The 25,763-nt window shown below is 71.2% G+C and carries 23 protein-coding genes; 10 read left to right on the top strand and 13 right to left on the bottom strand.

Annotation, left to right across the window (positions count from 1 at the left end; all coding sequences use genetic code 11):
• Positions 1-198 precede the first annotated feature (198 nt).
• The 4 genes from ACF1A5_RS19005 (at position 199) to ACF1A5_RS18990 (ending at position 3,887) form a co-directional block, all read left to right on the top strand.
• A complete protein-coding gene (locus tag ACF1A5_RS19005; RefSeq protein ID WP_392194008.1) occupies positions 199-1,755 on the top strand; it encodes a flavin-containing monooxygenase in 1,557 nt (518 codons plus the stop codon).
• Positions 1,752-2,711: an alpha/beta fold hydrolase gene (locus ACF1A5_RS19000; protein ID WP_392194007.1), complete on the top strand. Its 960-nt coding sequence runs from the start codon at positions 1,752-1,754 to the stop codon at positions 2,709-2,711. The genes ACF1A5_RS19005 and ACF1A5_RS19000 overlap by 4 nt, the downstream gene beginning before the upstream one ends.
• Positions 2,708-3,592, top strand: coding sequence for an SDR family oxidoreductase (locus ACF1A5_RS18995; protein WP_392194006.1), 885 nt, complete (start codon positions 2,708-2,710; stop codon positions 3,590-3,592). The genes ACF1A5_RS19000 and ACF1A5_RS18995 overlap by 4 nt, the downstream gene beginning before the upstream one ends.
• A 76-nt stretch (positions 3,593-3,668) precedes the next feature.
• Positions 3,669-3,887 carry a hypothetical protein gene (locus ACF1A5_RS18990; RefSeq protein WP_392194005.1) on the top strand — a complete coding sequence of 73 codons (219 nt, stop codon included), beginning with the start codon at positions 3,669-3,671 and terminating at the stop codon, positions 3,885-3,887.
• A gap of 170 nt (positions 3,888-4,057) precedes the next feature.
• On the opposite strand, the gene ACF1A5_RS18985 is transcribed toward ACF1A5_RS18990, so the two are convergent.
• Positions 4,058-7,396, bottom strand: coding sequence for a S41 family peptidase (locus ACF1A5_RS18985; RefSeq protein ID WP_392194004.1), 3,339 nt, complete (start codon positions 7,394-7,396; stop codon positions 4,058-4,060).
• 125 nt (positions 7,397-7,521) lie between these two features.
• Between ACF1A5_RS18985 and ACF1A5_RS18980 the strand changes: the two genes are divergently transcribed.
• From ACF1A5_RS18980 to ACF1A5_RS18970, 3 genes are all read left to right on the top strand, one after another.
• On the top strand, positions 7,522-8,022 hold the full coding sequence (locus ACF1A5_RS18980; RefSeq protein WP_392194003.1) for a YbaK/EbsC family protein: 501 nt from the start codon (positions 7,522-7,524) through the stop codon (positions 8,020-8,022).
• Positions 8,019-8,864 (top strand): EamA family transporter, encoded by an 846-nt coding sequence (locus ACF1A5_RS18975; protein WP_392194002.1) that lies wholly within the window; start codon positions 8,019-8,021, stop codon positions 8,862-8,864. The genes ACF1A5_RS18980 and ACF1A5_RS18975 overlap by 4 nt, the downstream gene beginning before the upstream one ends.
• 95 nt (positions 8,865-8,959) lie before the next feature.
• Positions 8,960-9,235 carry a DUF1876 domain-containing protein gene (locus ACF1A5_RS18970; RefSeq protein ID WP_392194001.1) on the top strand — a complete coding sequence of 92 codons (276 nt, stop codon included), beginning with the start codon at positions 8,960-8,962 and terminating at the stop codon, positions 9,233-9,235.
• 16 nt (positions 9,236-9,251) lie between these two features.
• Here ACF1A5_RS18970 and ACF1A5_RS18965 read toward each other — a convergent pair whose 3' ends face one another.
• From ACF1A5_RS18965 to ACF1A5_RS18945, 5 genes are all read right to left on the bottom strand, one after another.
• The gene (locus ACF1A5_RS18965; protein ID WP_392194000.1) at positions 9,252-10,421 is read right to left on the bottom strand and encodes a serine hydrolase domain-containing protein; all 1,170 of its coding nucleotides are present in this window, start codon (positions 10,419-10,421) and stop codon (positions 9,252-9,254) included.
• A gap of 188 nt (positions 10,422-10,609) precedes the next feature.
• Positions 10,610-11,083 carry a MarR family winged helix-turn-helix transcriptional regulator gene (locus ACF1A5_RS18960; protein ID WP_392193999.1) on the bottom strand — a complete coding sequence of 158 codons (474 nt, stop codon included), beginning with the start codon at positions 11,081-11,083 and terminating at the stop codon, positions 10,610-10,612.
• Positions 11,080-11,850 carry an energy-coupling factor ABC transporter ATP-binding protein gene (locus ACF1A5_RS18955; protein WP_392193998.1) on the bottom strand — a complete coding sequence of 257 codons (771 nt, stop codon included), beginning with the start codon at positions 11,848-11,850 and terminating at the stop codon, positions 11,080-11,082. The genes ACF1A5_RS18960 and ACF1A5_RS18955 overlap by 4 nt, the downstream gene beginning before the upstream one ends.
• Positions 11,838-12,599 (bottom strand): cobalt ECF transporter T component CbiQ, encoded by a 762-nt coding sequence (gene cbiQ, locus ACF1A5_RS18950; RefSeq protein ID WP_392193997.1) that lies wholly within the window; start codon positions 12,597-12,599, stop codon positions 11,838-11,840. The genes ACF1A5_RS18955 and cbiQ overlap by 13 nt, the downstream gene beginning before the upstream one ends.
• 1 nt (position 12,600) lies before the next feature.
• The gene (locus tag ACF1A5_RS18945; protein WP_392193996.1) at positions 12,601-13,689 is read right to left on the bottom strand and encodes an energy-coupling factor ABC transporter permease; all 1,089 of its coding nucleotides are present in this window, start codon (positions 13,687-13,689) and stop codon (positions 12,601-12,603) included.
• Positions 13,690-13,876: 187 nt separating this feature from the next.
• Between ACF1A5_RS18945 and ACF1A5_RS18940 the strand changes: the two genes are divergently transcribed.
• Positions 13,877-14,257 carry an SsgA family sporulation/cell division regulator gene (locus ACF1A5_RS18940; protein WP_392193995.1) on the top strand — a complete coding sequence of 127 codons (381 nt, stop codon included), beginning with the start codon at positions 13,877-13,879 and terminating at the stop codon, positions 14,255-14,257.
• A gap of 48 nt (positions 14,258-14,305) precedes the next feature.
• Here the strand turns inward: ACF1A5_RS18940 and ACF1A5_RS18935 are convergent, their stop codons facing one another.
• The 3 genes from ACF1A5_RS18935 to ACF1A5_RS18925 form a co-directional block, all read right to left on the bottom strand.
• Positions 14,306-15,985, bottom strand: a complete 1,680-nt coding sequence (locus tag ACF1A5_RS18935; RefSeq protein WP_392193994.1) for a penicillin-binding transpeptidase domain-containing protein — start codon at positions 15,983-15,985, stop codon at positions 14,306-14,308.
• 224 nt (positions 15,986-16,209) lie between these two features.
• Positions 16,210-17,832, bottom strand: a complete 1,623-nt coding sequence (locus ACF1A5_RS18930) for a penicillin-binding transpeptidase domain-containing protein (protein WP_392193993.1) — start codon at positions 17,830-17,832, stop codon at positions 16,210-16,212.
• 191 nt (positions 17,833-18,023) lie between these two features.
• Positions 18,024-18,476 carry a hypothetical protein gene (locus ACF1A5_RS18925; RefSeq protein WP_392193992.1) on the bottom strand — a complete coding sequence of 151 codons (453 nt, stop codon included), beginning with the start codon at positions 18,474-18,476 and terminating at the stop codon, positions 18,024-18,026.
• A gap of 1,049 nt (positions 18,477-19,525) precedes the next feature.
• Between ACF1A5_RS18925 and ACF1A5_RS18920 the strand changes: the two genes are divergently transcribed.
• Positions 19,526-20,107: a hypothetical protein gene (locus ACF1A5_RS18920; RefSeq protein ID WP_392193991.1), complete on the top strand. Its 582-nt coding sequence runs from the start codon at positions 19,526-19,528 to the stop codon at positions 20,105-20,107.
• A gap of 204 nt (positions 20,108-20,311) precedes the next feature.
• Entirely contained in the window at positions 20,312-21,214 is a 903-nt protein-coding gene (locus tag ACF1A5_RS18915) for an aminoglycoside phosphotransferase family protein (RefSeq protein WP_392193990.1), read from the top strand.
• A gap of 111 nt (positions 21,215-21,325) precedes the next feature.
• On the opposite strand, the gene ACF1A5_RS18910 is transcribed toward ACF1A5_RS18915, so the two are convergent.
• From ACF1A5_RS18910 to ACF1A5_RS18895, 4 genes are all read right to left on the bottom strand, one after another.
• Positions 21,326-22,606 (bottom strand): tyrosine-type recombinase/integrase, encoded by a 1,281-nt coding sequence (locus ACF1A5_RS18910; protein ID WP_392193989.1) that lies wholly within the window; start codon positions 22,604-22,606, stop codon positions 21,326-21,328.
• 85 nt (positions 22,607-22,691) lie between these two features.
• Positions 22,692-22,964: a helix-turn-helix domain-containing protein gene (locus ACF1A5_RS18905; protein WP_392193988.1), complete on the bottom strand. Its 273-nt coding sequence runs from the start codon at positions 22,962-22,964 to the stop codon at positions 22,692-22,694.
• Positions 22,965-23,037: 73 nt separating this feature from the next.
• Entirely contained in the window at positions 23,038-24,435 is a 1,398-nt protein-coding gene (locus ACF1A5_RS18900) for a phage/plasmid primase, P4 family (RefSeq protein WP_392193987.1), read from the bottom strand.
• Positions 24,436-24,784: 349 nt separating this feature from the next.
• On the bottom strand, positions 24,785-25,687 hold the full coding sequence (locus ACF1A5_RS18895) for a bifunctional DNA primase/polymerase (RefSeq protein WP_392193986.1): 903 nt from the start codon (positions 25,685-25,687) through the stop codon (positions 24,785-24,787).
• Positions 25,688-25,763: the final 76 nt, after the last annotated feature.

Here is a 25,763-nt window from a genome sequence, read left to right as displayed (position 1 = left end):
TCCACCGTCTGCTGCCACGTCAGAAGCCTATGTTGTACCGCCGGTAACTTTCGTCGTCCCGACCCCTACCGCTCGGTACGCGCCTCCTCTACTCTCCCCATTGCGCCAGTGTTCACTGGCGGAGTCGGCTGGGCCGGGACATCCGGACCGGTCGGCGGATTTCGCCGCAGGACTACGCGAGGCATGGAGGGGCGCGCAATGGCCGAACACGAGCATGTGCGGGTGGCGGTGATCGGGTCCGGGTTCGGCGGACTCGGCGCGGCCGTGCGGCTGCGCCGCGAGGGGATCACCGACTTCGTCGTCCTGGAACGTTCGGACAGCGTCGGCGGCACCTGGCGCGACAACAGCTATCCGGGGTGCGCCTGCGACGTGCCGTCCCACCTGTACTCGTTCTCCTTCGCTCCCAACCCCGACTGGCCGCGCGCCTTCTCCGGGCAGGATCACATCCGCGCCTACCTGGAGCACGTCGCCGACGTCTTCCGCCTGCGCCCGCACATCCGCTTCGGCTCCGAGGTCGCGCGGATGACCTGGGACGCCGAGAAGCTGCGCTGGGACATCGAGACGGCGAGCGGGAACCTGTCGGCCGACGTCGTGGTCTCCGCGACCGGGCCGCTGTCCGACCCCAAGGTCCCGGCCATCCCCGGCCTGGACTCCTTCCCCGGCAAGGTCTTCCACTCCGCCCGCTGGGACCACGACTACGACCTGCGCGGCAAGCGGGTCGCCATGGTCGGCACCGGCGCCTCCGCCATCCAGATCGTGCCGTCCATCCAGCCCGAGGTCGCCCATCTCACCCTCTTCCAGCGCACCGCGCCCTGGGTGATGCCGCGCGCCGACCGCGCCATCAGCGGCCTGGAGCGCCGGCTGCACCGCGCGCTGCCGTTCACCACGCAGCTGCGCCGCGGAGTGCTGTGGGGCATCCGGGAGTTGCAGGTCCAGGCGTTCACCAAGCACCCCAACGAGCTCGGCTTCGTCGAGAGGCTCGCCAAGGGCAACATGGCCCGCGCCGTCAAGGACCCGGCGCTGCGCGCCAAGCTCACCCCCGACTACCGCATCGGCTGCAAGCGGATCCTGCTGTCCAACACGTACTACCCGGCGCTCGCGCAGCCCAATGTGGACGTCGTCACCGGCGGGCTCGCCGAGGTCCGCGGTTCGACCCTGGTCGCCGCCGACGGCAGCGAGGCCGAGGTCGACACGATCGTCTTCGGCACCGGCTTCCACGTCACCGACATGCCGATCGCCGACCGTGTGGTCGGCGCGGACGGCCGGACGCTGGCGGAGACCTGGAAGGGCGGGATGGAGGCGCTGCGCGGCGCGAGCGCGGCCGGGTTCCCGAACTGGATGACCATCATCGGGCCCAACACAGGCCTCGGGAACTCGTCGATGATCCTCATGATCGAGTCCCAGCTGAACTACATGGCCGACTACCTGCGCCAGCTGAACGTCCTCGGCGGCCGCGCCGCCCTCGACGCCCGCCCGGACGCGGTGGGGGCGTGGAACCACATGGTGCAGGAGCGCATGAAGCGCACGGTGTGGAACACCGGCGGCTGCACCAGCTGGTACCTGGACGCCAGCGGCCGCAACACCACCATCTGGCCGGGCACGACGGCGGAGTTCCGGCGCGCCACCCGGCGGGTGGACCTCGCGGAGTACGAGGTGCTGCGGGCGCCCGTGCGGGAGGCCGGCGAGGCGGCCGCCCCGGTGGGCACCGCGCGGGACACCGCCGGGACCTCGGCGCCCGCGGAGGTGGACGCGTGAGCCGTCCGACGCACGTGGTCTCCGACCCGTACGCCCCGCCCGCCCCCACCCGCGAGCTGACGGCCGTCTCCGCCGACGGCGCCCGGCTGCACGTCGAGGTGCACGGGCCCGCCGACGACCTGGCCGCCCCGGTGGTCGTCCTCGCCCACGGCTGGACCTGCTCCACGGCCTTCTGGGCCGCGCAGATCCGGGACCTGGCCGCCGACCACCGGGTCGTCGTCTACGACCAGCGCGGCCACGGCCGCAGCCCCGCGAGCCCGGCGTGCAGCACGGACGCGCTCGCCGACGACCTCGAAGCGGTGCTCGCGGCGACCCTCGCGCCCGGCGAGAAGGCCGTCGTCGCCGGGCACTCGATGGGCGGCATGACCGTGCTGGCCGCGGCCGGGCGGCCCCGGTTCCAGGAGCACGCTGCGGCGGTCCTGCTGTGCAGCACGGGCAGTTCGCGGCTGGTCGCCGAGTCGACCGTCGTACCGATCCGGGCCGGGCGGCTGCGGACCTGGCTGACCCGGAACGTGCTCGGCTCCCGGGCGCCGCTCGGACCGGTCACACCGCTCGCCCGGCGGATCCTCAAGTACGCCACGATGGGCTCCGGTTCGGCGCCGCACATGGTCGAGGCCTGCGCGCGGATCGTGCACGCCTGCCCGCGGCGGGTGCGGCACGCATGGTCGCAGGTGCTCGCCGCCCTCGATCTCGACCACGGAGTGAGGGAGTTGCGGGTTCCGACGGCGGTGCTGGTGGGTACGGCCGACCGGCTGACCCCGCCGGTGCACGCGCGGGCGCTGGCGGCGGCGCTGCCGCTGTGCGTCGGCCTGACGGAGCTGCCCGGACTTGGCCACATGACGCCGGTGGAGGCTCCTGAGGCGGTCACCGGCCGCATCCGGGAACTGGTCACCGCGCACGCGGTACCGGACACGGCGAAGAACACCGACGAGGCAGGGATCAGGGAGGGCGCATGAGCAGGGTCAGCCTGGAGGGGCAGGTCGCGGTCGTCACCGGCGCGGCGCGGGGCGTCGGCGAGTTGCTCGCGCGCAAGCTGTCCGCGCGCGGCGCGAAGGTCGCCCTGGTCGGCCTCGAACCGGACGAGCTGAAGCAGGTGTCGGCCCGGCTGCACGGCGAGAGCGGCCACTGGTACGCCGACGTCACCGACCACGAGGCGATGAGCCGGGTCGCCGCGGAGGTCAAGGAGCGGTTCGGGAAGGTCGACATCGTGGTCGCCAACGCCGGTGTGGCGACCGGCGGTCCGTTCGTCGACTCCGACCCGGAGTCCTGGCGGCGGGTGATCGAGGTGAACCTGATCGGGTCGGCGGTGACCGGCCGGGCGTTCCTGCCGGTGCTGACGGAGAGCCGGGGCTATCTGCTCCAGATCGCCTCCCTCGCGGCGATCACCCCGGCGCCGATGATGACGGCGTACTGCGCGTCCAAGTCGGGCGTGGAGGCGTACGCGCACAGCCTGCGGGCCGAAGTCGGCTACCGGGGCGTGCGGGTGGGCGTCGCCTACCTGTCGTGGACCGACACGGACATGGTGCGCGGAGCCGATCAGGACGACGTCATGCGGGAGTTGCGGCAGCGGCTGCCGTGGCCGTCCAACAAGACCTATCCGCTGGGTCCGGCGGTGGACCGGATCGTGGCGGGGATCGAGCGCCGGTCGAGCCATGTGTACGGGCAGTGGTGGCTGCGCGGGATGCAGGGGGTGCGCGGGTATCTGCCGGGGCTGATCGGGACGGTGGGGCAGCGGGAGATGCGGCGGTTCGCCGACCGGCTGGCAGGGATGCGAACGGGGCTGGTCGGCGCGGGTGGTGCGGCCGACGAACGGCAGCGCATCACACAACGTGACTGATCGACATGCGCAGGGTCACCGCCCATGTGAATCTGGTCGAGCCCGATCCCCTCACCCACTTTGGGAGTGAAACCGCATGGGCATGAAGGACAAGTACCAGGACCAGGCCGAGCAGCGGCACCAGCAGGGCAAGCAGAAGGCCGGCGAGGCCCGCGAGAAGGCGGGGCAGCACGCGGGGCAGCACGCGGGCCAGCAGCGTGAGCGCTCCTCCGAGCCCCGTGAGCGTGGCCGCCAGGGTGGCGAGCACCCGCGGGACGAGATGGAGGACCGCTTCGACCAGGACTACGACGCCTAGTCGCTGCGTTCGGCTTCGGCCGTGAAGCGTGGGGTGCCCCTTGCCGGTTGGGGTGCCCCACGTTCGCGTTCGGAGTTGCCCCTCCGGGGGTTGGGGTGCCCCACGGTGGGCGTTGCCCCTCCGGGGGGCGTGGGGGGCCGGTGTACTGGCGCTCGGCAGGACAGGGCCTCTTACCGCTCCTCTGGGGTGGGGCGTGGCGGGAGGGTGGGGCGGGAGAGGGTGGGGATGTTGTGGTGGGGCGGGGGAGTGGCCGGGGGGTGGGTGGTGAGGAGGCCCAGGGCCAGTTCGACGGCGTCGTCGAGTTGGGCGTGGCGGCCCTCGGCCCAGTCCAGGGGGGTGCGCAGGACCTCCAGGTCGGGGGCGACGCCGTGGTTCTCCACGGACCAGCCGTAGGCGTCGAACCAGGCCGCGTTCATCGGCACCGTGATCACCGTGCCGTCGCCCAGGCGGTGCCGGCCGGTCATGCCGACCACGCCGCCCCAGGTGCGCTGGCCGACGACCGGTCCGAGCTTCAGCAGTTTGAAGGCCGCGGTGATCATGTCGCCGTCGGAGGAGGTCGCCTCGTCGGCGAGGGCCACGAGGGGGCCCCGGGGTGCGTTCGAGGGGTACGACACCGGCTCGGCGTCCCGGGTCAGGTCCCAGCCCAGGATCGTACGGTTCAGCTTCTCGACGACCAGTTCGCTGATGTGGCCGCCCGCGTTGCCGCGCACGTCGACGATCAGCGCCGGCAGCGACACCTCCTTGCGCAGGTCCCGGTTGAACTGCGCCCAGCCCGAGCCGCCCATGTCGGGGATGTGCAGATAGCCGCACCGGCCGCCGCTCACCTCGCGCACGACCTCGCGGCGTTTGGCCACCCAGTCCTGGTAGCGCAGCGGCCGCTCGTCGACGAGGGGGACGACGGCGACCCGGCGTGGCGGCCCGCCGCCCCCGGCGGGCGAGAAGGTCAGCTCCACCGTCGTACCGCCGGAGCCCGCGAGCAGCGGGTACGGGCCCGAGACCGGGTCCACCGGGCGGCCGTCCACGTGGGTGAGGACCGCCCCTTCGCGGATGCCGGTGCCCGCCAGCGGTGAACGGGCCTTGGAGTCGGAGGAGTCGCCGGGCAGGATGCGCCTGACCGTCCAGCCCCCGTCCCGGCGCACCAGGTTGGCGCCCAGCAGTCCCTGGTGGCGCTGGTAGTGCGGCGGTCCCTCGTTGCGGCGGGAGGCCGTGACGTACGCGTGTGAGGTGCACAGTTCGCCCAGCACCTCACGCAGCAGATCGGCGAACTCGTCCGGTGAGGCGACCCGTTCGACCAGTGGGCGGTACTGGGCGAGCACCCCGTCCCAGTCGATGCCGCACATGCCCGGATCCCAGAAGTAGGCGCGGATCAGCCGGCCCGCCTCCTCGTACGACTGACGCCACTCGGCGGCCGGGTCGACGACGTGCAGGATCCGGCGTACGTCGATCCAGGTCGTGGAGTCGCTGTCGCCGATCTCGGTGGACGGCACCGCGCGCAGCTCGCCCTCGTCGACCACGACCAGCCGGGTGCCGTTGCCGCTGACAGCGAACCAGTCCAGGTGGTCGACGAGTTCGTACTTCTTCGCCTTGGTGAGGTTGAAGTACTCCAGCGTCGGCCGGCCGGTGGTGTCGTCCGGGTTCGCGAACGTCTCGCCCAGCGCGCCGGAGATCGGCCAGCGCAGCCAGACCAGGCCGCCGCCCGCGACCGGGTGCAGCGCCGAGTACTTGGAGGCGATGACCGGGAACGGGGTGACCCGGTTCGCCAGGCCCTCGACCTCCACGGGGACCGCGCCGGGTTCGCCGGTCTCCTCCTCCTCGGCCGGGTCGAGCCCGCCGGCCGCCGGGCGGCCCTCGGGGTTCAGCGCGAAGGGGGAGGGGGTCGCCGAGGACAGGGGGACGAGATAGGGCTTGCAGCCGAGCGGGAAGGACAGGTCCCCGGTGTGCACGTCGTAGACCGGGTCGAAGCCGCGCCAGGAGAGGAAGGCGAGATAGCGGCCGTCCCGGGTGAAGACCGGGTTCTCGTCCTCGAAACGGCCGTCGGTGACGTCGACGGTCAGGTGGTCCTTGATGCGGGCCATCTTGATCTGCCGGAGGGTGCGGCCGATGCCCGGGTGCGACCAGGTCAGCCAGGCCCCGTCCGGGGAGAACGCGAGGTCGCGCACCGGACCGTTGACCGACCGGATCAACTCGGTGACCGTACCGCCCGGTTCACCGGCGGCACCCGGGTCCGCGCCCTCCTCCGCGCCGGCCTGCGCCCCCGCCTCCGCGCCGGCCTCCGCCTCCGCCCTCTCCCGCACGTCGAGCAGGAGCAGCCGTCCGTCGTGGGAGGCGACGGCCAGTCGTTCGCCCTCGGGGTCGCAGACCATCTCCAGGACGCGGCCCAGGGCGCCCGAGGCGAGCCGGCGGGGCGCGCGGTCGCCGGTGGCGCGCGGCAGGAAGGTGATCTCGACGGCGTCCTCGCCCTCGGCGTCGGTGACATGGGCGACCCGGCCGGTCTCACCGAGCATCTCCGGCAGCCGGACGCGGACGCCCGGGGTCTCGACGAGGGTGCGCGCGGGGCCGTCGCGGTGGGTGAGCCAGTACAGGGAGCCGCGGACGACGACGGCGCTGGCCCGGCCGGTGTCGTCGACCGAGATGCCGTCCACGTGCTGGGCGGCCGGCACCTGGTAGGGGCGGCGGCCCGCCCGCGGCCCGCCCACCCGTACGTCCAGCCGGCGCGGCACCGAGTCGGGGGCGAGGCCGTCGACGATCCACAGGTCGCCCGCGCACTGGTACACCACCCGGGTGCCGTCGGTGGAGGCGTGGCGGGCGTAGAAGGCGTCGTGGTCGGTGTGGCGGCGCAGGTCGGAGCCGTCGGGTGCGCACGAGTAGAGGTTGCCGACGCCCTCGTGGTCGGAGAGGAAGGCGATCCGCCCGCCGACCGCCATGGGGGAGTGCAGATGGCCGCCGATGTCGGCGAGCAGCCGCCGCCCGTGCAGCCAGAGGCGGCCCATGGCGCCACCCCGGTAGCGCTTCCAGGAGGCCGGTTCGTGCGGCGGGGTGCCGGTGAGCAGCAGCGTCTTCCGCTCGCCGGCGATGTCGGCCACCTGGATGTCGGAGACCGGGCCCCACGGGAGCTGGTCGCCGGGGCCGCCGTCGGTGGGCACCTTGTAGGCCCAGGTGAAGTAGGAGAAGGGCTCGCCGTGGGAGGTGACGGCGAGGATGTGGCTGTGCCCCTTCTCGTCGGGCGCGCTCCAGCCGCACACCCGCGTGTCCGAGCTGCCCCAGTACGTCAGCTGCCGGGCCGGCCCGCCCTCGACGGGGACCAGGTGGATCTCGGGCACCAGGCTGCGCCAGCTCGTGTAGGCGACGGCGTTGCCGTCGGGGGAGAAGCGGGGGTGGCCGGCCTTGGTGCGGTCCACGGTGAGCCGCCAGGCGCGCTCGGTTCCGTCGAGCGGCGCGAGCCAGAGGTCGTCCTCGGACACGAAGCACAGCAGGTCGCCGCTGAGGTGCGGCAGGCGCAGATAGCTCACCTCCCCATGCTTCGCCGGGGCATGGGACGGAGCAACTTATGGAAAACCGACAGGCGTGACCGAGTCCGTCCCACGTGGCGGAATTCGCTCGTGACGGCCCGGGCCCGGCCGCTAGCCTGCCGGTCATGAGCACGTCTTCCGAGTCGGGAGCCCACCCGCGTTTCGCCGAGGCCCTGCGGGAGCGGGGACTCGCGGACCTGATCGACGAGGTCCGGCGGTTCCCGGACGGCGCGCGGACCGCCGCCGAGGCCGCCGCCGCGATCGGCTGCGAGCTGAGCCGGATCTGCAAGTCGCTGATCTTCGCCGCGGACTCCGTGCCGGTGCTGGTCCTCATGGACGGTGCCTCTCGCGTGGACGTCGAGCGGGTGCGGCGGGAACTCGGCGCCGAGCGGGTGACCCGGGCGAGGGCGGACGTCGTCCGCGAGACGACGGGATACGCCATCGGCGGCGTCCCGCCCTTCGGGCACCGCACGCGGACCCGGGTGCTCGCCGACCGGTCGCTGCTGGAGCACGACGTTGTGTGGGCCGCCGCCGGCACGCCCCACGCCGTCTTCCCCATGGCGCCGACGGAGCTGGTAGCCCAGGCCGGCGGCACCCTGGTGGACGTGCGCGAGCGCACCTCGTGACACCCGTCGTCACCGCGGCCGTCCTGCTGGCCGCCGTCACCCACGCCGGCTGGAACGCGATCGCCCACCGCATCACCGACAAGCTCGTCGGCTTCACGCTGATCGCGGGCGGGGGCGTGCTGATCGGGCTGGCCCTGGCGCCGTTCGCCGCCACGCCCGCGGCCCGGGCGTGGCCGTACCTGTTGTCTTCGGCGGCCATCCACGTCGTCTACTACGCCCTGCTGATGACATCGTTCCGGCTGGGCGACTTCGGGCAGGTCTACCCCATCGCGCGCGGCTCCGCCCCGCTGGTGGTCACCGCGCTCGCGGCCGTTTTCGCGCACGAGGTGCCCGACGGCTGGGCGGCCACCGGCATCGCGGTGTCCTGCGCCGGGCTGACCGGCGTCGCCCTGTGGGGGCTGCGCGGGCACCGGCCGCACTGGGCGGCGATCGGCGCGGCGCTGGCGACGGGGCTGACCATCGCGGCGTACACGGTCGTCGACGGACTCGGCGTACGGGCCTCGGGCTCGCCCCTGGGATACGTCGCGTGGCTGATGGCGATCCAGGGGGTCGTGATCCCGGTGTACGCGGCCTGGCGGTGGCGCGGGCGGACGACCGCCCTGCTGCGGCCGTTCGCCGCCGTGGGACTGCTCGGCGCCGCGCTGTCCGTGGCGGCGTACGGGCTGGTGCTGTGGGCGCAGACGAAGGCGGAACTCGCTCCGATCGCGGCGCTGCGGGAGTCCTCGATCCTCGTCGGCGCGGCGATCGGGGCGGTGTTCTTCAAGGAGCGCTTCGGGGCGCCGCGCATCGCGGCGGCGGGGCTGCTGGTCGTCGGCATCGGCCTGATGCTGCACGCGGGCTGACCGGGCGGCCCCGCGCCGGAGCGGGCCCGTCCTCTTGGGTGCGCGGGTGGCGTGCGAGGGGCACCCTGGAAGCAGATGTTCCGGAGGTGACCGTCATGATGCACACGACTGTGGGATGGCATGTCGAGCTGGAGTTCGAGGAGGACGAGACGCACACGCGGGCGGCGGCGCTCGTGCGCCTGCCCGACGGGTCCGAGGTACGGGGCCACGGCCGGGCCAGCCGGCACTACACCGACACCAATCAGCCGCGGGTCGGCGAGGAGATCGCCGGAGGCCGCGCCCTCAACGACCTCGCCATGGAACTGCTGACCAAGGCGCACGGGGAGATCGACCAGGCGTCCGGGCACACCTCGCACCCCATCCACGTCTGACCGGTCCGGGCAGGCCCTACGCCGGCGACGTCAGGGACGCCCGTACCGCTCCGATCAGCGCCTGCGCCCTCGGGTCCGCCGTCACGCTCGTGCGGAAGCCGTTGGTGACGTAGCCGAAGGCGATGCCCGACTCCGGGTCGGCGAAGCCGAGAGCGCCGCCCCGGCCCGGGTGGCCGAAGGATCCCGGTCCGAGGAGGGGAGAGGCGCTGCCGTGCAGCATGTACCCGAGGCCGAACCGCGTGTTCACCACGAGCACGCGGTCCGGCCCGAAGGAGTGCTCCGCCCGGGCGAGTTTCATGGTCGCCGGGGTGAACAGGCGTCGCCCGCCGTCCACTTCGCCGATCAGCGCGGCGTAGAAGCGGGCGAGGCCGTCGGCGGTGGTGATGCCGTTGGAGGCGGGCAGCGCGGCGGCCCGGTAGGCGGGGTCGTTCTCGTCCGGCAGCGGGCTGATCGCCGCGAACGCGCGCCGGGTCAGCGACCCGGGGTCGGCGTACGCCTCGGCCACCGACCGCTTGGGACGGGTCCGCAGTGCGCCCGCGGACCGCGGGGCCTCGGTCTGCCCCACCCGGCCCGCACGCCCGGTCTCGCGCTCCGGCAGCCCGACCCACAGGTCCGCCCCGACCGGCTCCGCGATCTCGCGCGCGATCCACTCGCCGATCGGGCGGCCGGTCACCCGCAGGACCAGCTCGCCTGTCAGCCAGCTGTACGTCTGCGCGTGGTAGCCGTGGTCCGTGCCCGGCTCCCACAGCGGGGCCTGCGCCGCCACGGCAGCGGCACCGAGCACCGGATCGGCGGCCTGCTCCGGGGTCAACGGGCGTTCCAGCACCGGCACACCGGCCCGGTGCGCGAGCAGGTCGCGGACGCGGGTGCGCTCCTTGCCCGCCGTCTTGTACTCGGGCCAGTACGCCCCCACCGGCGCGTTCAGGTCCAGCTCCCCGCGCTGGTGCAGAAGCAGGAGTACGGCGGCGGCGACGCCCTTGGTCGCCGAGCGCACGATCTGGGCGGTGCCCCGCCCCCAGGGAGCCGAGCCATCCACGTCCTTCGTGCCGGCCCACAGGTCGACGACCTTGTGCCCGTCCCGGTACACGGCCACCGCCGCGCCCCGGTCGCCCAGCCGGTCGAAGTTCGCCGCGAACGCCTCCCCGACCGGCTCGAAGCCCCCGGCCACTGTGCCGTGCACGTCCACGCCCGCGTCCCTCCCTCTGCCTCGCCTACGACCTCGAGCGCAACACGGTGGTCCAGCCTGCGATTCCTGGGTGGCACCCCCCGGGCACGATCGTTACCTCGATGTTGCCGACCCGGCCGGGGCGCAGCCGTCCCGGCCCCGGTGCTCGGCGGCCCGCTCCGGTCGACGACCCCGACGATCCGCCCCGGTCAGCGGACCCGGTCCGCCGCCCGGTCGGCGCGCCGCGCTAGCCGCCACAGCTCCTCGCGCAGTCGCTCGGCCTCCGCCGCGTCCAGCTCCGCCGCCGCCAGCATGGTGCCCGGCACCCGCGCAGCCCGCTCCCGCAGCTCCTCGCCCCGCCCGGTGACCGCGACCAGCACCGACCGCTCGTCGCGCGCCGAGCGCTCCCGGCTCACCAGGCCGGCGGCCTCCAGGCGCTTCAGCAGCGGCGACACCGTGCCGTAGTCGAGACGCAGGGCCGCGGCCAGTTCCTTCACCGTCGTCTCGCCGCGCTCCCAGAGCACCAGCAGCACCAGGTACTGGGGATAGGTGAGCCCCAGCTCGTCGAGGAGCGGCCGGTACGCGGCGGTCACCGCGCGCTGCGCCGCGTACAGCGCGAAGCACAGCTGGTGGTCCAGGAGCAGCGACCCGGCCGCCCCCTGGTTCTCGTCCCGGTTCGTCACGCGCCCATTGTCACGGAGCGCGGGTCGAAGCCGAAGGGCAGCTCCAGCCGGTGGGCGCCCATCAGCGCCTCGTCGGAGAGGAGTTCGCCGGTCGGGCCGTCCGCGGCGATCACACCGTCGCTGAGGATCAGCGAGCGCGGGCACAACTCCAGTGCGTACGGCAGGTCGTGGGTGACCATCAGGACCGTCACGTCCAGCGAGCGCAGGATGTCCGCAAGTTCGCGGCGCGAGGCCGGGTCGAGATTGGACGACGGCTCGTCCAGCACCAGGATCTCCGGTTCCATGGCGAGCACGGTCGCCACCGCCACCCGGCGGCGCTGGCCGAACGACAGGTGGTGCGGCGGGCGTTCGGCGAAGTCCGCCATGCCGACCCGCTCCAGCGCGGTGCGCACCCGCTCCTCCAGTGCCGCCCCCTTCACTCCGGCCGCCGCCGGCCCGAACGCCACGTCCTCCCGCACGGTCGGCATGAACAACTGGTCGTCCGGGTCCTGGAAGACGATGCCGACCTTCTGCCGGATCTCGGCCATGTGCGCGCGCCCGACGGGCAGTCCGGCCACCGTGACGGTGCCGGTCCCGCCGCTCAGGATGCCGTTGAGGTGCAGCACGAGGGTGGTCTTGCCGGCGCCGTTCGGGCCGAGCAGGGCGACCCGCTCCCCGCGCGCGATGCGGAAGTCCACGCCGAACAGGGCCTGGTGGCCGTCGGGGTAGGCGAAGGCGAGGCCGGAGACCTCCAGGGAGGCGGGGGGAGCGGCAGTCACAGGATCCATCCCAGCAGACAGACGACGAGGGCGGCGAAGGGGAGGGCGAGGGCGTACGACCACTGCGCCCGGGAGGCGGTCACCTCGTCGATCACCGGCATGGCACCGGCGTAGCCGCGGCTGACCATGGCCAGGTGCACCCGCTCGCCGCGCTCGTAGGAGCGGATGAACAGCGCGCCCGCCGACTTCGCGAGCACGCCCCAGTGCCGGATCCCGCGCGCCTCGAAGCCGCGCGACTCCCGGGCGATCCGCATCCGCCGCATCTCGTCGGTGATGACGTCGCCGTAGCGGATCATGAAGGAGGCGATCTGCACGAGCAGCGGCGGGACCCTGAGGCGCTGCAGGCCGAGGAGGAGTTCGCGCAGTTCGGTGGTGGCGGCGAGCAGGACCGAGGCGGCGACGCCGAGGGTGCCCTTGGCCAGCACGTTCCAGGCGCCCCACAGGCCGTGCACGCTCAGCGACAGACCGAGGACGTGCACCCGCTCGCCCTCCGCGACGAACGGCATGAGCACCGCGAACGCCACGAACGGCACCTCGATCAGCAGCCGCCGCAGCAGGAAGCCGGCCGGCACCCGGGCCGCGTACGCGACGAGGGCCAGCAGGACGGCGTACAGGGCGAAGGCCCACATCGCCTCGCGCGGGGTCGAGACGACCACGACCACGAAGGCGAAGGCCGCGGCGAGCTTGGTGTGCGGCGGCAGGCCGTGCACGGGCGAGTGCCCGTGCCGGTAGAGCTTGTGCGCGTGCCCGGCGCCCATGTCAGACGCCCCGCGAGGAGGAAGCGGCGGACTCGGCGGCGCCACGGCGCCTGCGCACGGCCCAGAACACCGTGCTGCCCGCGACGACGGTCGCGCCGACGCCGATCACGCCCGCGAGACCGCCGGACAGGCGGGCGTCGGAGACGTCCCTGACGCCGTAGCCGGCGAGCGGGGAGCCGTCGGAGGCGTGCCGCCCGGTCTTCTTGTCGATGCCCTGGTCGTGGGCGACCTTCTCCAGCCCGTCCGGGCTGGCGGAGGCGTAGAAGCTGACGAAGCCGGCCAGGACGAGGGAGGCGATCAGGCCGGTGAGCCACATCTTGCGGTGGTGGGGGTACCTCCCTGCTCGAGCGGAGCCGAGAGCTTGGGGGAGGGCGGTGGCGGGGACCGGGCGGGCGGGCGGTGCGTCGACCAGTTCGCCGTTCACCCGGAGCTTCAGCCGCTGCCGCAGTCCCCGCGCGCCGTACACGAGGTCCGGCCGTACGGCGATGACGGCGCCGACGGTCAGCGCGGTGATCACGGCCTCGCCGAGGCCGATGAGGACGTGGACGCCGATCATGGCGGTGGCGACCTTGCCGATGGCCACGTCGGTGGTGCCGCCGAGCGCGTAGATCAGGGTGAAGGCGACGGCGGCGGCCGGGACGGAGAGCAGGGCGGCGGCGAAGGAGGCCACGGTGACCGAGCGGCGCCCGCGCGGCAGCACCTTCACCAGGCCGCGGAAGACGGCGTACCCGACGACCGTCGTGACGAGCGCCATGTCGGTGATGTTGACGCCGAGCGCGGTCAGCCCGCCGTCGGCGAAGAGGATGCCCTGCATCAGCAGGACGACGGAGACGCACAGGACACCGGTGAAGGGGCCGACGAGTATCGCGGCGAGCGCCCCGCCCAGGAGATGGCCGCTGGTCCCGGCCGCCACGGGGAAGTTCAGCATCTGCACGGCGAAGATGAACGCAGCGACCAGGCCGGCCAGGGGCGCGGTCCGCTCGTCGAGCTCCCGGCGGGCCCCGCGGAGACTGACCGCGAGGGCACCCGCGGCGACGGCTCCGGTGGCGGCGGACAGAGGGGCGTCGATGAATCCGTCAGGCACATGCACGGTTCGATGATAGAGGCTTGTTGCGAACTCCTTGCAAGAGCGAGAAGGTCGTGCGTGCCGGACGGGAGGCGCGCGAGGGGTGTGAGATGCCGGGCCCTCGACGGGCGCCCTCGGGAAAATGTGCGACGCTGGAGGGGAAGCGGAAGCATATCTTTCGGATAGGTCACCCAGCGTGAGGGGTCGTCCGATGTCGGTAGTCGAACAGTACGCACGAGCTCACATAGTCACGGACCACGACCTGCAGGATGACAACGCTGCCGTACCGGTCGTCCTGCGCTACGACCCCGAGGCCGACCCGCGTGTGGTGCGCATCGGACTTCCCGGCCCCCACGAGTGGGCGTTCCCCCGGACGCTGCTGGAACAGGGCCTGCGCGCCCCGACCGGCACCGGCGCCGTCCGGGTGTGGCCCTGCGGCCGGGTGCAGGCAGTGATCGAGTTCCACTCCGCCGGGGGCGTCGCGGTGGTCCAGTTCGAGACCAAGACGCTCATCCGCTTCCTGCAGCGGACCTACCGGGCAGCCGCGGAGTCCGTCGCGGAGCCCGTCGCGGAGCCCGTCGGACACCGGTGACGTCGCGGAGCCCGTCGGACACCGGGGACGTCGCGTCGCGGGCGGGACTCAGCTCCCCGTCCTCAGCAGGGTCGCCACGATCGGGCCCGCCGTGTCGCCCCCGTGGCCGCCCTGCTGCACCACGCCAGCGGCCGCGAGGTCGCCGCGGTAGGCGGTGAACCAGCCGTTCGGCTTCTTCTGGCTGTCGACCTCCGCCGAGCCGGTCTTCGCGCCGTAGTCCGGGCCGAGACCGGACATGGCCTCGGCGGCCGTGCCGTAGTCCGCGGTGAACTTCATCAGCTCCCGCAGCTGGGACAGCGTGGACGCGGACAGCGTGCGGGAGGCCGTGGCGAGCGTGCGGCCGTCGGCCTTCGGGGACACCAGATACGGCTGGTGGAAGCTGCCCGTCCTGACCGTCGCGGCCACCGACGCCATGTTCAGCGGGTTCATCCGCACCCCGCCCTGGCCGATCAGCGAGGCCGCCATCTGGGCCGCGCTCTGCACCGGCACCGCGCCGTCGAAGGACGGCACACCGATCGCCCAGTTGTTCATCGACAGACCGAAGACCTGCTGGGCCTGCCGCGTCAGGTCGGCGTTGTCGAGCTTGCCGGCCTGGCTGATGAAGGCCGTGTTGCAGGAGCGGGCGAAGCTCGCCTTGAACGTGCCGTTCTTGATCTCGAAGTCGTCGTCGTTGTGGAACTTCCACCCGCCGTAGGTGAAGGTCTTCGGGCACGGGTGCTGCTTGTCGGCCGACGCGAGGTGCTTGTCGATCAGCAGCGAGGAGGTGATGACCTTCATCGTGGAGCCGGGGGCCAGGGAACCCTGGAACGCCGTGTTGAAGCCGTGGTCGGTGTTCGCCACCGCCAGGATCTCGCCGGTCGACGGCCGCACCACGACCACCGACGCCCGCTTCCGCTTGGCCACCTGCTTCTCGGCGACCGCCTGGAGGGTCGGGCTCAGCGTCGTCCGCACCGTGCCCGGGGTGCCCTTGCTCAGCTCCACCAGCGTCTTGTCGGAGAGTTCGGCCTTCTGCGACGCCTTGCCGCGGATCACCCGCAGTTCGACGCCGGCCTTGCCGCCGGCCGTCTTGCCGTACTTCTCGCGCAGCCCGTCCAGCACGGTGCCCAGCGACGGGTAGTGGGCCGTGGTCAGCTCGTCGCCGTCGCGGTCCAGCGCCTTCACCGGTGGGGTGCCGGAGGCGCCCGTCACCAGGGTGTCGCCGTCCTTCAGGTCGGGGTGGACGACGGAGGCGTGCCAGTCGACCACCGGCTTCCCGTCGGTGGCGCGCCGGACGACGGTGAGTGCGCTGTCGTACGCCAGCGGCTTGGTCAGCCCCTTGTACGCCACGGTCGCCCGCACGGAGAACGGGACCTTGCCGCCGGTGCCCGTGCCCGCGGTCAGCGTGATCTGCTCCAGGTGGGCGTCCCGGGTGTAGCCGGTGAGCAGGGCGGTGGCCGCGGCGGAGTCGTTGGTGGCGGCCGCCGCCTCGGCGGGCCTGCCGTGCTGCCACGCCGTCAGGAAGCGCTCGGTGGTGGTCCGCACCTCGGCCGCCGTCAGCGGGCCGGTCTTCACCGAGTCGTGGTGCCGTGGCGCGGACGTGGCCCCCTTGCCGTCCTCGGCCGCCGGTCCGCCACCCCACAGCGCGTACGCGCCGAAACCGGCGCCGCCGACGGCGACCACGGCGATCACTCCGCCGAGTACCGCCGGATTCGTTCTCCGCTGCTCGGTGACGCGCCTTCTCTTGCCCACTGCCTTCCGTCCTTCACGATTCCCCAGGGCCCCCGCCACCCTCACGCACCCCAACGACGGCTCCTACCCTAGAGGCCCGTTCCGCGTGCGCGACTTCGGACACCTGTCCGTAGCAGACCTGCGACATTAGCCCGGGGGCACGGCGTGATGGACGGGCGGGGTCCCGTGGCCGGGGGCTCGGCTCGGGGTGGTGGACGGGCGGGGTCCCGTGGCCGGGGGCCGCCTCAGCGGCCCGCGCGCAGCACGGCCGCCACGATCGGGCCCGCCGCGTCGCCGCCGTGCCCGCCCTCCTGGGTCATCGCGGCGGCGGCCACGTCGTCCCGGTAGCCGGTGAACCAACTGTTGGACTTCGCCTGCCCGTCGACCTCGGCGGAGCCGGTCTTCGCGCCGATGCGCCCGGTCAGCCCGGACATCGCGACGGCCGCGGTGCCGCTGGTGGCGGTGCGGTTCATCATCTGCCGCAGCTGGGCGACCGTGCCCGCCGACAGGCCCTCGGCCCGGGCGAGTTCACGGTCGTCGAGGTCCTGCGGGACGATGACGGGCTGCCGGAACGCGCCCGTCATCGCGGTGGCCGTCACCGACGCCATGTTCAGGGGGCTCATCTGCACCTGGCCCTGGCCGATGAGGTCGGCCGCCTTGTCCGGGCCGCCGGAGGCGGGGACCGAGCCGTCGAAGGACGGAATGCCGGTCTTCCAGTTGTCCCGTCCGAGCCCGAAGCGCCGCTCCGCCTCCTCGTTCAGGGACTCGACCTTCAGGGAGTCCGCGAACTTGATGAAGGCGGTGTTGCAGGAGCGGGCGAAGCTCTCCGAGAGCGTCGCCCGGGGGTCCGGGGCCATGTCCTTGAGGTTGTGGAAGGTCTGGCCCTCCCACATCGCGTCGGGCGGGCAGGGCGCGGCGCCGCTCGCCGTCGTGAGTCCCGTGTCGATGAGGGTCGCGGCACTGACGATCTTCATGGTGGAGCCGGGGGCGAGCCGGCCGAGGAAGGCCGCGTTCCAGCCGTCGGCGCGGTGGTTGGCCACCGCGAGCACCTCGCCGGTGGAGGGCTTGACCGCGACCACGGACGACTCGGCGTACCGTTGCACCGCTTGCTCGGCCGCCGCCTGCGCGCTCGCACGGAGCGTCGTGCGCAGTCTGCCCGGGCGGCCCTTGGCGAGGGTGACCAGCGGGGTCTCGGCGGCGTCGGCGCCTTCGCCGCTCTCGTGCCGGATGCTCAGCTCGACGGCGGGAGTGCCCCCTGCCTTGTCCCCGTACTTGGCGCGTAGTTCGTCCAGAATCGGCCCGAGAGAGGGGTACTTGTCCTTCGTCAGCACCTTGCCGTCGCGGTCCACCGCCTCGATCGGCGGGGCGGCCGACTCCCCGGTGGCGAGCGTGTCGCCCTTCTTCAGCGCGGGATGCACGACGGACGGCTGCCAGTCGACCAGCGGGCGGTGGGTGTTGGTGCCGCGCACCACGGTCAGCCGGCTGCGGTAGGCGAGCGGCTCGGACTTGCCGCCGAAGGACACGGTGGCCCGCACCGAGAAGGGCACGGTGGCGCCGGTGGCCGCGCCGGGCGTGATCCTGACGTCCGTGATGTGCGCGTCCCGCCCGTAGGCCGACAGCAACCGCTGGGCCGCGTCGGGGAAGTTCGTGTACGACGCCGCGGTCGCCGCCCGCCTCTTCTCCCAGGCCGCGAAGAACTTCGCCGAGGTGTCCTTCACCTCGTCCCCGCTCGGCGGCCCGGTCCGCACGGGCGCGGGCCCGCCGGCACCGCTGAGCGCGGACACCACGTTGAACGCCCCGTACCCGGCCCCGCCCACCAGCACGACGACCACCCCGCCGACGATCGCCGCCTTGACCCCCTTGCGCATGGAAGCGCTCCCTCCCCGTTTCTCTCCCGCACTGTAAGTGGCGGGAGGGGCTTCTGTGAGGGCTGTTTTCGGATGTTGGCCGAACTTGCGGCTTGGAGCGCGTGTGTACCGAGTGGGAGTGGTACGACGGACCGCGCGCCGGCCTCGCCGCGGTACCGAGGTGAGCGGGTGCGTGCCTGGGGCAGCTCACGCTAGCCCGCGGACCGGACCGGGCCCTGCGTCTGTTCGTCGGTGGCCGATCGACGGCCTCCGTACGAGGCGACCAATGCGTCGGCGACGGCCGCCGCGTCCGCTTCGGCCACCTCCGCCGGGTACTCCGGCAGCAGGTCGTCCCAGACGGGCATCCACGAGCCGTACAGCTGGACCTGCCCCTCGGGCCGGGCGAAGAACCAGATGTGCAGGTGTGCGGCTCCGTCCCCGATCCGGTGGACGTGGGCTCGGGAGACATGGGGCAGTGCCTGCACATGGCGGACGATGTGAGTGGTGAGCACCCCCAGTTCGGCGGCCATCTCGTCGGGCAGATCCGCCATGTCGTAGTGGTCGCGGGGGTACAGCATCAGCACCAGCGGCACACCGACGCCCGTGACCCGGGCCAGTCGCCAGTGGTCGTCGAACCAGATGCCTTCGTCTCGGGCGCGGCACACGTCGCAGTCCGCCGGGTCCTCGCCATGCCGATCCGGCTCGGGCAGAACGGGCGGGCGCAGCGGCGCGACGCGAAGCCCGTCGGGCTCGAACGGGCTTATCTCCCAGCCGGTCATCCGTGCCAACGGAAGCCGGAGCTCACCATCCGCGGCCGCACGTGCGTGGTCGTAAAACTCATCGGGTCGCAAGGCCATGATCGGAGACTAACGGGGCCCATGGGTGTTCCGACGGCCGATGGGATCAGCGACGTTGGGCGGGCGGTGCCCTGCCCGGGCCGTCTCCGGGTCGTCCGAGGGTGGCCGGCACCCACCGCCGACCACCACCAACGGCCACGAGGGCGCGGCCGATCGCCGTGCCCTCGTGGTGTGTCCGCCCAGCTAGACCCAGGTGTCCAGCCACATCCGCGCCCGCCAGTCGTCGATCGGGATGGCGGTGCCGGTGTAGAGGGGCCAGAAGTAGATGAAGTCTGCGCGATCCGGCCCCGTAGGGCCCCAACCAGGGCGTTTGCCTCTAGCCGTAGTCACGTCAGCGTGCGTGGGCCGTCTTGGGGCCGTAGCGTTGTTCAAGCAGATTGGCCTCATGCCGAAGCCTGCCGGGACTAGGCCCTGCTTCTGACGGTCACGCCGAAGGCCATCTCAACGCGGAAGGCCCCGGCCGGCCATCTCTGGGCCGCGAGCGGTATCAGGCCGCCTTCAGGTGGGCAATCCAGTCCACCAGTATTACGGTTTGGGCGACCCTTGGGCGTCGCGACAAATCTCATCTTTCGGACGATAATGGACATGGTCAGAAACTAGGCTGATGGAGGGTTTGCGATGCCGCGTCCAGAGAGTCGAGAAGGCGAGTATCCGCAGCCGGATAATCGACAGCCACTATTTCGCCCGGGCACTATTAAAGCCAGAGGGATTCGTAGCATGCAACAGGACTCTAAAGCGAAAGCGACCGTGACAAGGGGTGCGTTGGCGCGGGTGTTTAAAGGTGATGCAATGCCTAAAGGGTAGTGTCACATTCGATGCATGGGGGCGAGATGAGGCCTAAAAGTCAGAGTTGGCGGATGCGAGTATTACGCCGCGTATCCAACCAGCGCAAGAATGAAGTTGAAACGTCCAACGACGAAGCTCTCACTGGCGAGGTATCCGGCCCAGAAGTGGCCAAGATGGTGGACAGCCTCCTGGACAAGGAGAGGTCTGCAAGCACAGCGATGATGGCGCGAGCCCTGACTGTTGTGACAACGTCCGCCACTCTGGTTACTCTGCTACTGGGCTTTGCGACCCTGAGTATTCAGGAGCGTGCGCTCCCGAGCGTGCCATGGTTTCTCAAGGCAGCATGGATCCTTGCTGTGCTCTTTTTGGTTTCCGCTGCAGTGGTTGGTTTGATTCTGAACGCAGACATCAAGAGTGAGGTTAGGAAGCTCAGCTATGAGGGACTTAGTGTGGTTTTCGAGTATGCCGAGGTTTGGAACGCTCCGCCGGTAGATGTAACGCGTGGTATCGCTCTCGATGAGGCGGGTGTTCTCGCTGATGAGCGAGAGGCGAACTTCACTAGGCATCGCTTGTTGGGTGCGGCCATTGTTCTTGAGGTTCTAGGAGTCGTATTCGCGGGCGTATCGGTAGGTATTGTTGTCTCGATCGTTTGATCGATTCGACGGCCGGGCCTACTCCGCCCGGCATGTCGCTTGTCCTCCTGACCTCTCGCAGCGAAGCGCGAACGGTGTCAGCGAAGGGTGGTGACCCGCTAGGTTCCTCGGCGAAGGTTGAGTGGCTTTGGGGCCTGGCTGACTGGGGACGCGGTTTTCCGGTGAGCGCGAGCCGCTTCGTCTCCCCCAGTACTGTGGCCTCGTATGACCGACTCCGAGATCGAGATCACCACGACCCTGGTCCATGACCTGCTGCAGGAGCAGCATCCGGACCTTGCAGGGCTGGCCATTCGTGAGGTGGCGGGTGGATGGGACAACCAACAGTGGCGTCTTGGCGACGAGTTGGCCGTGCGCATGCCGCGTACAAAACGTGCCCCGGACCTCCAGCGCAAAGAATGCCGATGGCTTCCCGTCCTGGCTCCGCGCCTGCCGCTCCCGGTCCCGAACCCTGTACGGACTGGTGAACCGTCCGCACGCTTTCCGAAGCCTTGGACCATCATGACGTGGGTTCCCGGCGAGCCGCTGGACCACACCTCGATCAGTCGCGGCGCCCACGCGGCCGACACTCTGGCGGGCTTCCTCAGGGCGCTCCATGTGGAGGCGCCCGCCGAGGCGCCGAACAGTTCGGACCGTGGCGCTCATCCCAAGAAGTGCACGGACGGCTTCGACCACTTCTTTCAAGCTGTTATTCCCGGAGGCATTGCCGACGAGGTCCGGGCCGTTTGGAAGGATGCCGTTGCGGTCCCCGAGTGGGAGGGCCCGCCGGTATGGGTGCACGGTGACCTTCACCCCGCAAATGTCGTCGTCTCGGACGGCACACTGTCGGGCGTGATCGACTTCGGTGACATGTTCGCCGGCGATCCGGCGTGGGACCTCGCGGCTGCATGGGTGGTCCTTCCCGCAGGCGCCGCCTCACGGTTCTTCGACGTGTACGCGCATGCGGACGGGGCGACGATCCGGCGTGCCCGCGGGCTGGCGGCTCTGAAAAGCCTGTTCCTCATGGTTATGGGCCAGAACGGAGACCGGGGCCTTCCTGGCGGCAAGCCGGCATGGGGACTCGCAGGCCAGGCGGCGCTCAATCGTGTTCTGAGCGGCGATTTGCCGTAGAGACGGAGGGACGAGCCTCAGAGGCCCACTCGCTCCCATCCGTTCGGTCTCGCGAGCTGGGTGCTCAATCTTCGGTGAGAAGGCTCAACCTTCGCTACGACAGGTCACCTCCTAAGGGCCCGCCTGTCCCTGTGGCTCATCGGTTGTATCAAAGGTCTGCATCCTTGGTGCCTCCAGGAAAAAGCCATCGACGGCACTCCTAGTACGTCCTTCGCTGCTCGGCATGAGGTGTGTGTACGTCCTGAGCGTAAACCCCGGATCGCTGTGTCCGAGGTACTGGCTCAGGGCTCGGATATTCTCGCCAGCGTCAAGGAGAACGGACGCGTAGAAGTGCCTCAGCGCATGCATGCCATGCTCGGGGGCCGACGCGTACCGCTCGCCCGCCTCTCGCGCCGGGATGATGCCGGCGGCGGCCAGAGCGGGCTTCCAGTGGTGGTCGTTGAAGTTACTCACGCGGACGTGATTGCCCTCCGGCCCGCTGAAGAGCAGCCGCTTCGTCACGGGCGGGCCGTCGGGCGTGCGCCACGGGAGTGTCACGTCGATCGGCTCGAACTCCTGCGAGTGGTCCCGGAGCGCGGTGGCCACGGCCTTGGGAAGCGGCACGTCCCGGACCTTGCCACCCTTCGGCAGCGCGAAGACGTACTTGCCCCGGATGCGCTTGAGCTGATGGCCGACGGTCAGCCAACCGCCCGCATCGTCGAGCTCATCAACGGCCAGGCCGAAGATCTCGCCCTGCCGCAATCCGCACCCTGCCCCGGCATCCACGGCGGCCTGGTAGCGCCGGGGAAGCGCTGCGCGTACGTCGAAGACCTGGACGGTGGTCCACGGGGTGACCCGCGGCTTGCCCGGCTTGGGGAGCTGGACCGTACGCGCACGGCAGGGGTTCTTGCTCAGCAGTCCGTCATCCACTGCCGCGCTCAGAGCAGCGGAGACGGTACCGACGATGATGCGGCGGTGGGACTCTGCCGGCACCGTGTTTTCCAGGGCGGCGATCCATGTGCGGATGTGCTCCGGCTTGAACGAACCGAGCGGGCGTGAGCCGATGTGGGGGTAGGCGTGCAGCCGTAGCCGTCGCTCCGCGGCCTCACGGCTGTTGATTTCGCCCGTGTGTGCCTTGACCCAGCGTTCCGCGTACTGCCGGAACGTCGTCCGCGAGGTGCGCGGATCCACGTACTGACTGCGCGACATGTCCGCTTCGATCTGCGCGAGCCACTGCTTGGCCAGCCGCAGTTCCTTGTCCCGGAACGACTTGCTCTTTTCGGTGCCGTCCGGCCCCACATACCGGGCCCGGTACCGCAGACCCGTTCCGTGGCGGTCGGTCTTGACCTTGACGGGCTTGCCGTCGGGGCCGGTGACGGTCTTGAACCAGCGGTCTTGGATGTGACCTGCCATGTAGGGCTTGGTCCCTTCTGGGCATGGGACGGGGAGGGCCACGGTGTGACCCTCCCCGGACGAATTGACTGGGTGCCTGACCGCGTCAGGCGGCGTCGACGTCGGTGTTCTTGCGGCTGGTCACGTAGGCGCGTACGTCGACGGGGTCGTAGCGAAGGTGCTTGCCGATGCGGAAGCCGGGCGGGCCGACGCGTTTCTTGCGCCACTGGTAGACGGTCTCTTTCGGCACCTCGAACATCTCGGCAATGTCGTCGGGAGTGAGGTAGCGGTCGGGGAGGCCACCCCGGAGAGTGGTGCGGGCGTCGGCGTGGGGAAGGGCGGGGGCACTCAAGACGTCCTCCACGTATTGAGTCCGCATTGCCGTGTGTCGCGACTCAATCGACTCAGGGACCGTTGCGGGGCGGTGTGAGTCGATTGAGTCGCGACACGGGCTACTGCGGGTCGGACAGGCTGAGGGTGATCCCGGTGTACGTCGGCACCTGCCGGCCGTACTGGTCGCGGGGACGGGCTCGGTGCAGCTGCGGGACGACGGATTGCAGGTTGCGGCCGAACATCTGCTTCGTGCCGACGGCGCGCACGCCGTTGTCCTCGGCCCACTCGCGCCAGACCGCCCACAGCGTGTCCACGGGCACCGTGCAGTCGTGCCCGATGGTGCAGCGCTCGCGGACGAACGCGCTCGTTGGGGACGCGGTGTCCTGCATGATGACGACCGATTCCCGCGAGGATGCCGGTTCGGTGATGCGGCCGATGCGCTGAAGCCGGGCGAGCCCCTCGAGGGCCCAGTTGAGGATGCCGGGCATTTCAGCGGCGAGCCGCTCCGTGAGCCCGGTGTCTTCCCTGCCGAGCCACGAGACGGTCATGTTCAGCACCACGAACCGGCGGGCGATGACCCCGGAGGAGTCGCCGAAGTTCGGCAGCTCATTGGTGAGGATCATCAGTCGCGTGGGCAGCTTGCCGGTCCATGGGTCGCGGAACTTGCGGTCGATGTCGATGGTGTCCTCACCCGAGATGGTGAGGAGCCGTTCGACGACCTGGCCGCCGTCCTTTCCGGACAGCCGCGCGTCGGAGATGACCGCGAGCGGCTTGCCCAGCAGGGACGAGAGCCCGAAGTTGCTGCCGAGGCCGGCGAGGGTGGGCCCGGCGAGGTTGTCGCGCCCGACGAGTTCCTTGAGGACACGGGCGATGGTGCCCTTGCCGGAGCGGGACGGTCCCTTGATGAGCAGGATCTTCTGTTGGTCCGTGCGGCCGGACAGCACGTAGCCGAACCACTCCTGCAGGGCGTTGACCGCGTCGGGGTCGGTGGGCCAGATCTGCCGCAGAAAGTGTTCCCAGGTAGGGGCGGTGGCCTGCGGGTCGTAGTCGTACGGGACGGAGACGAGGTTGAAGAATCGCGGACTGTGCGGCAGCAGAGCCCGGTCCCGGATCCGTAGCAATCCGTTCTGGCACGCCACGATGGGGCACCGGTCCTGCGCGTCCTCCCGGTCCCGGTCGATCCAGACGGGGGCGTCCACTTCGGTGGGCAGGAGGGTGACTGCCCCGAGCGCGTCGAGAAGGTTGCTGATCTTCTGCTTCGTCGGCGCCCAGTCGCGTTGTTCGGGCCGTCCATCCTTGCCCGGGATGCTGAAGTTGGCGTGCTCCAGCCGGGTGTACATAGCCGCGCGCATCTGCGCCTCGTCCACCTCGCGCCAGCAGGTACCGGTCCAGCGCATCCACGAGCCGCGCCAGCGTCGGCACACAAGCTGTCCGTCCTCGGTCTGCCAGTCAGGCAGCAGTCGTCGGGCAACGGCCAAGGGGTTGGACGGTGGGGGCAGTTCTTCCACGTCGGTCATGCGGCGGCCCTCCCTTCCTGGGAGCTGCGGAGAGGGCAGGCGTTGCGGTGGGCTTCGTGGTCGGTGAGCAGGGCGAGAATCCGTTGCTTGCCGACGGCGCTTCGGTCCCGGCCGCACTCGCACTTCGAGGTAGCCGTGGGTACGGCGCCGGGCGGCGTGACGATGTGGAGCCACGCGATGGGGTAGCGGTCGTCGCCACGGTGCGGCTCAGAGCGAAGAGCAGTTCGGACGCCCTTACGGGCGGCGCCTTTGGGCTCGCCCACTGCCGGAGGTGCGACGGCCGGTTCGGCGGCGTGCAGCCCGGTGGGCTGATGGGGTCGGCCTTCCAAGGGGGAGCGGCGGGGTGTGTTCATGCCGCGTCCCGGGGTCGGGCTTTGCGGATGGAGCTGTCCAGGGCGCTGCGGATGGTGGCGCGGCACTCGGCAGCGGTGAGTCCCCGTTCCTCACCCGCCCCTTGGAAGGCCTCCTCTGCCACGTGCCGGGGCAGGTCGCCCCACGCGACGAAGCGCCCCACCTTGAAGGCGCATCGGTTCAGCGTGACGTTGCGCAGCCCGTCCGGGGCCGCCGCAACGACGGCGCATTCGGCGTCCAGGGCGGCCAGCGCAGCACGGCTGCCGTCGACTGCAGGGGGCCTGAGAGGACCTGCGGGGCGGGTGGGGGCGGGTTGAAGGATGGTTCGCAGCCACGTGGGCAGTGCGGCCGTTTTAGCGCCGCACAGCGCTTCGTATAGTCCGGTGGGGGTGATGCTGCCGGCGGCGACGACGTAGCCGCCCCACGCACGAGTGTCGACGGAATCGGCAACGGTGCCAGCCGTATTGGACAGCCGCAGGTCGTCCGGGACGGTGAAGTACAGGTGCTGTCCGCCGCTCGCGGTCCGGGTCCGGTAGGTGGAGGGGACGGTGTGGCCGGCGCGCTCGCAGAGCGCCCCGAAGGTCGTCGCGCCGCAAGGCGCGTCCGAACTGCTTTTGTCCTTGGGCACGTCCAGGTCGACGACCAGCAGCCCGGAGGGGCCCGTGGCAATGCCGACGTTGAACGGCGCCCGTGACCAGGCAGCGCGGATGCGGTCCGGGTCGGTGGTGGCGCGCTGCTCCCACTTCTGGTGGCCGCGCTCGCACGGTCCGGTGCCGGTGCAGGCTTTCTCGCCGTGCAGGGCCGGGCGCTTGGTGCCGGTTCGCAGGGGGAAGACGTGCCAGCCGCGCGCGGCGGCGTTCAGCGCTGCGGACAGCAGCGCAGACCGGGGGGCATGGGTCATGCTGGGGGTCTCCAGTTCTCTTGGCAGTGCTGGGTGACAAGGGCGGCCCCGATTCATTGGCGTGAGTGGGGGGCCG

Origin of the sequence: Streptomyces sp. NPDC014864, from assembly GCF_043081525.1 — a bacterium.
Taxonomy (GTDB): domain Bacteria; phylum Actinomycetota; class Actinomycetes; order Streptomycetales; family Streptomycetaceae; genus Streptomyces.
This window is presented reverse-complemented; position numbering and strand designations above follow the sequence as displayed.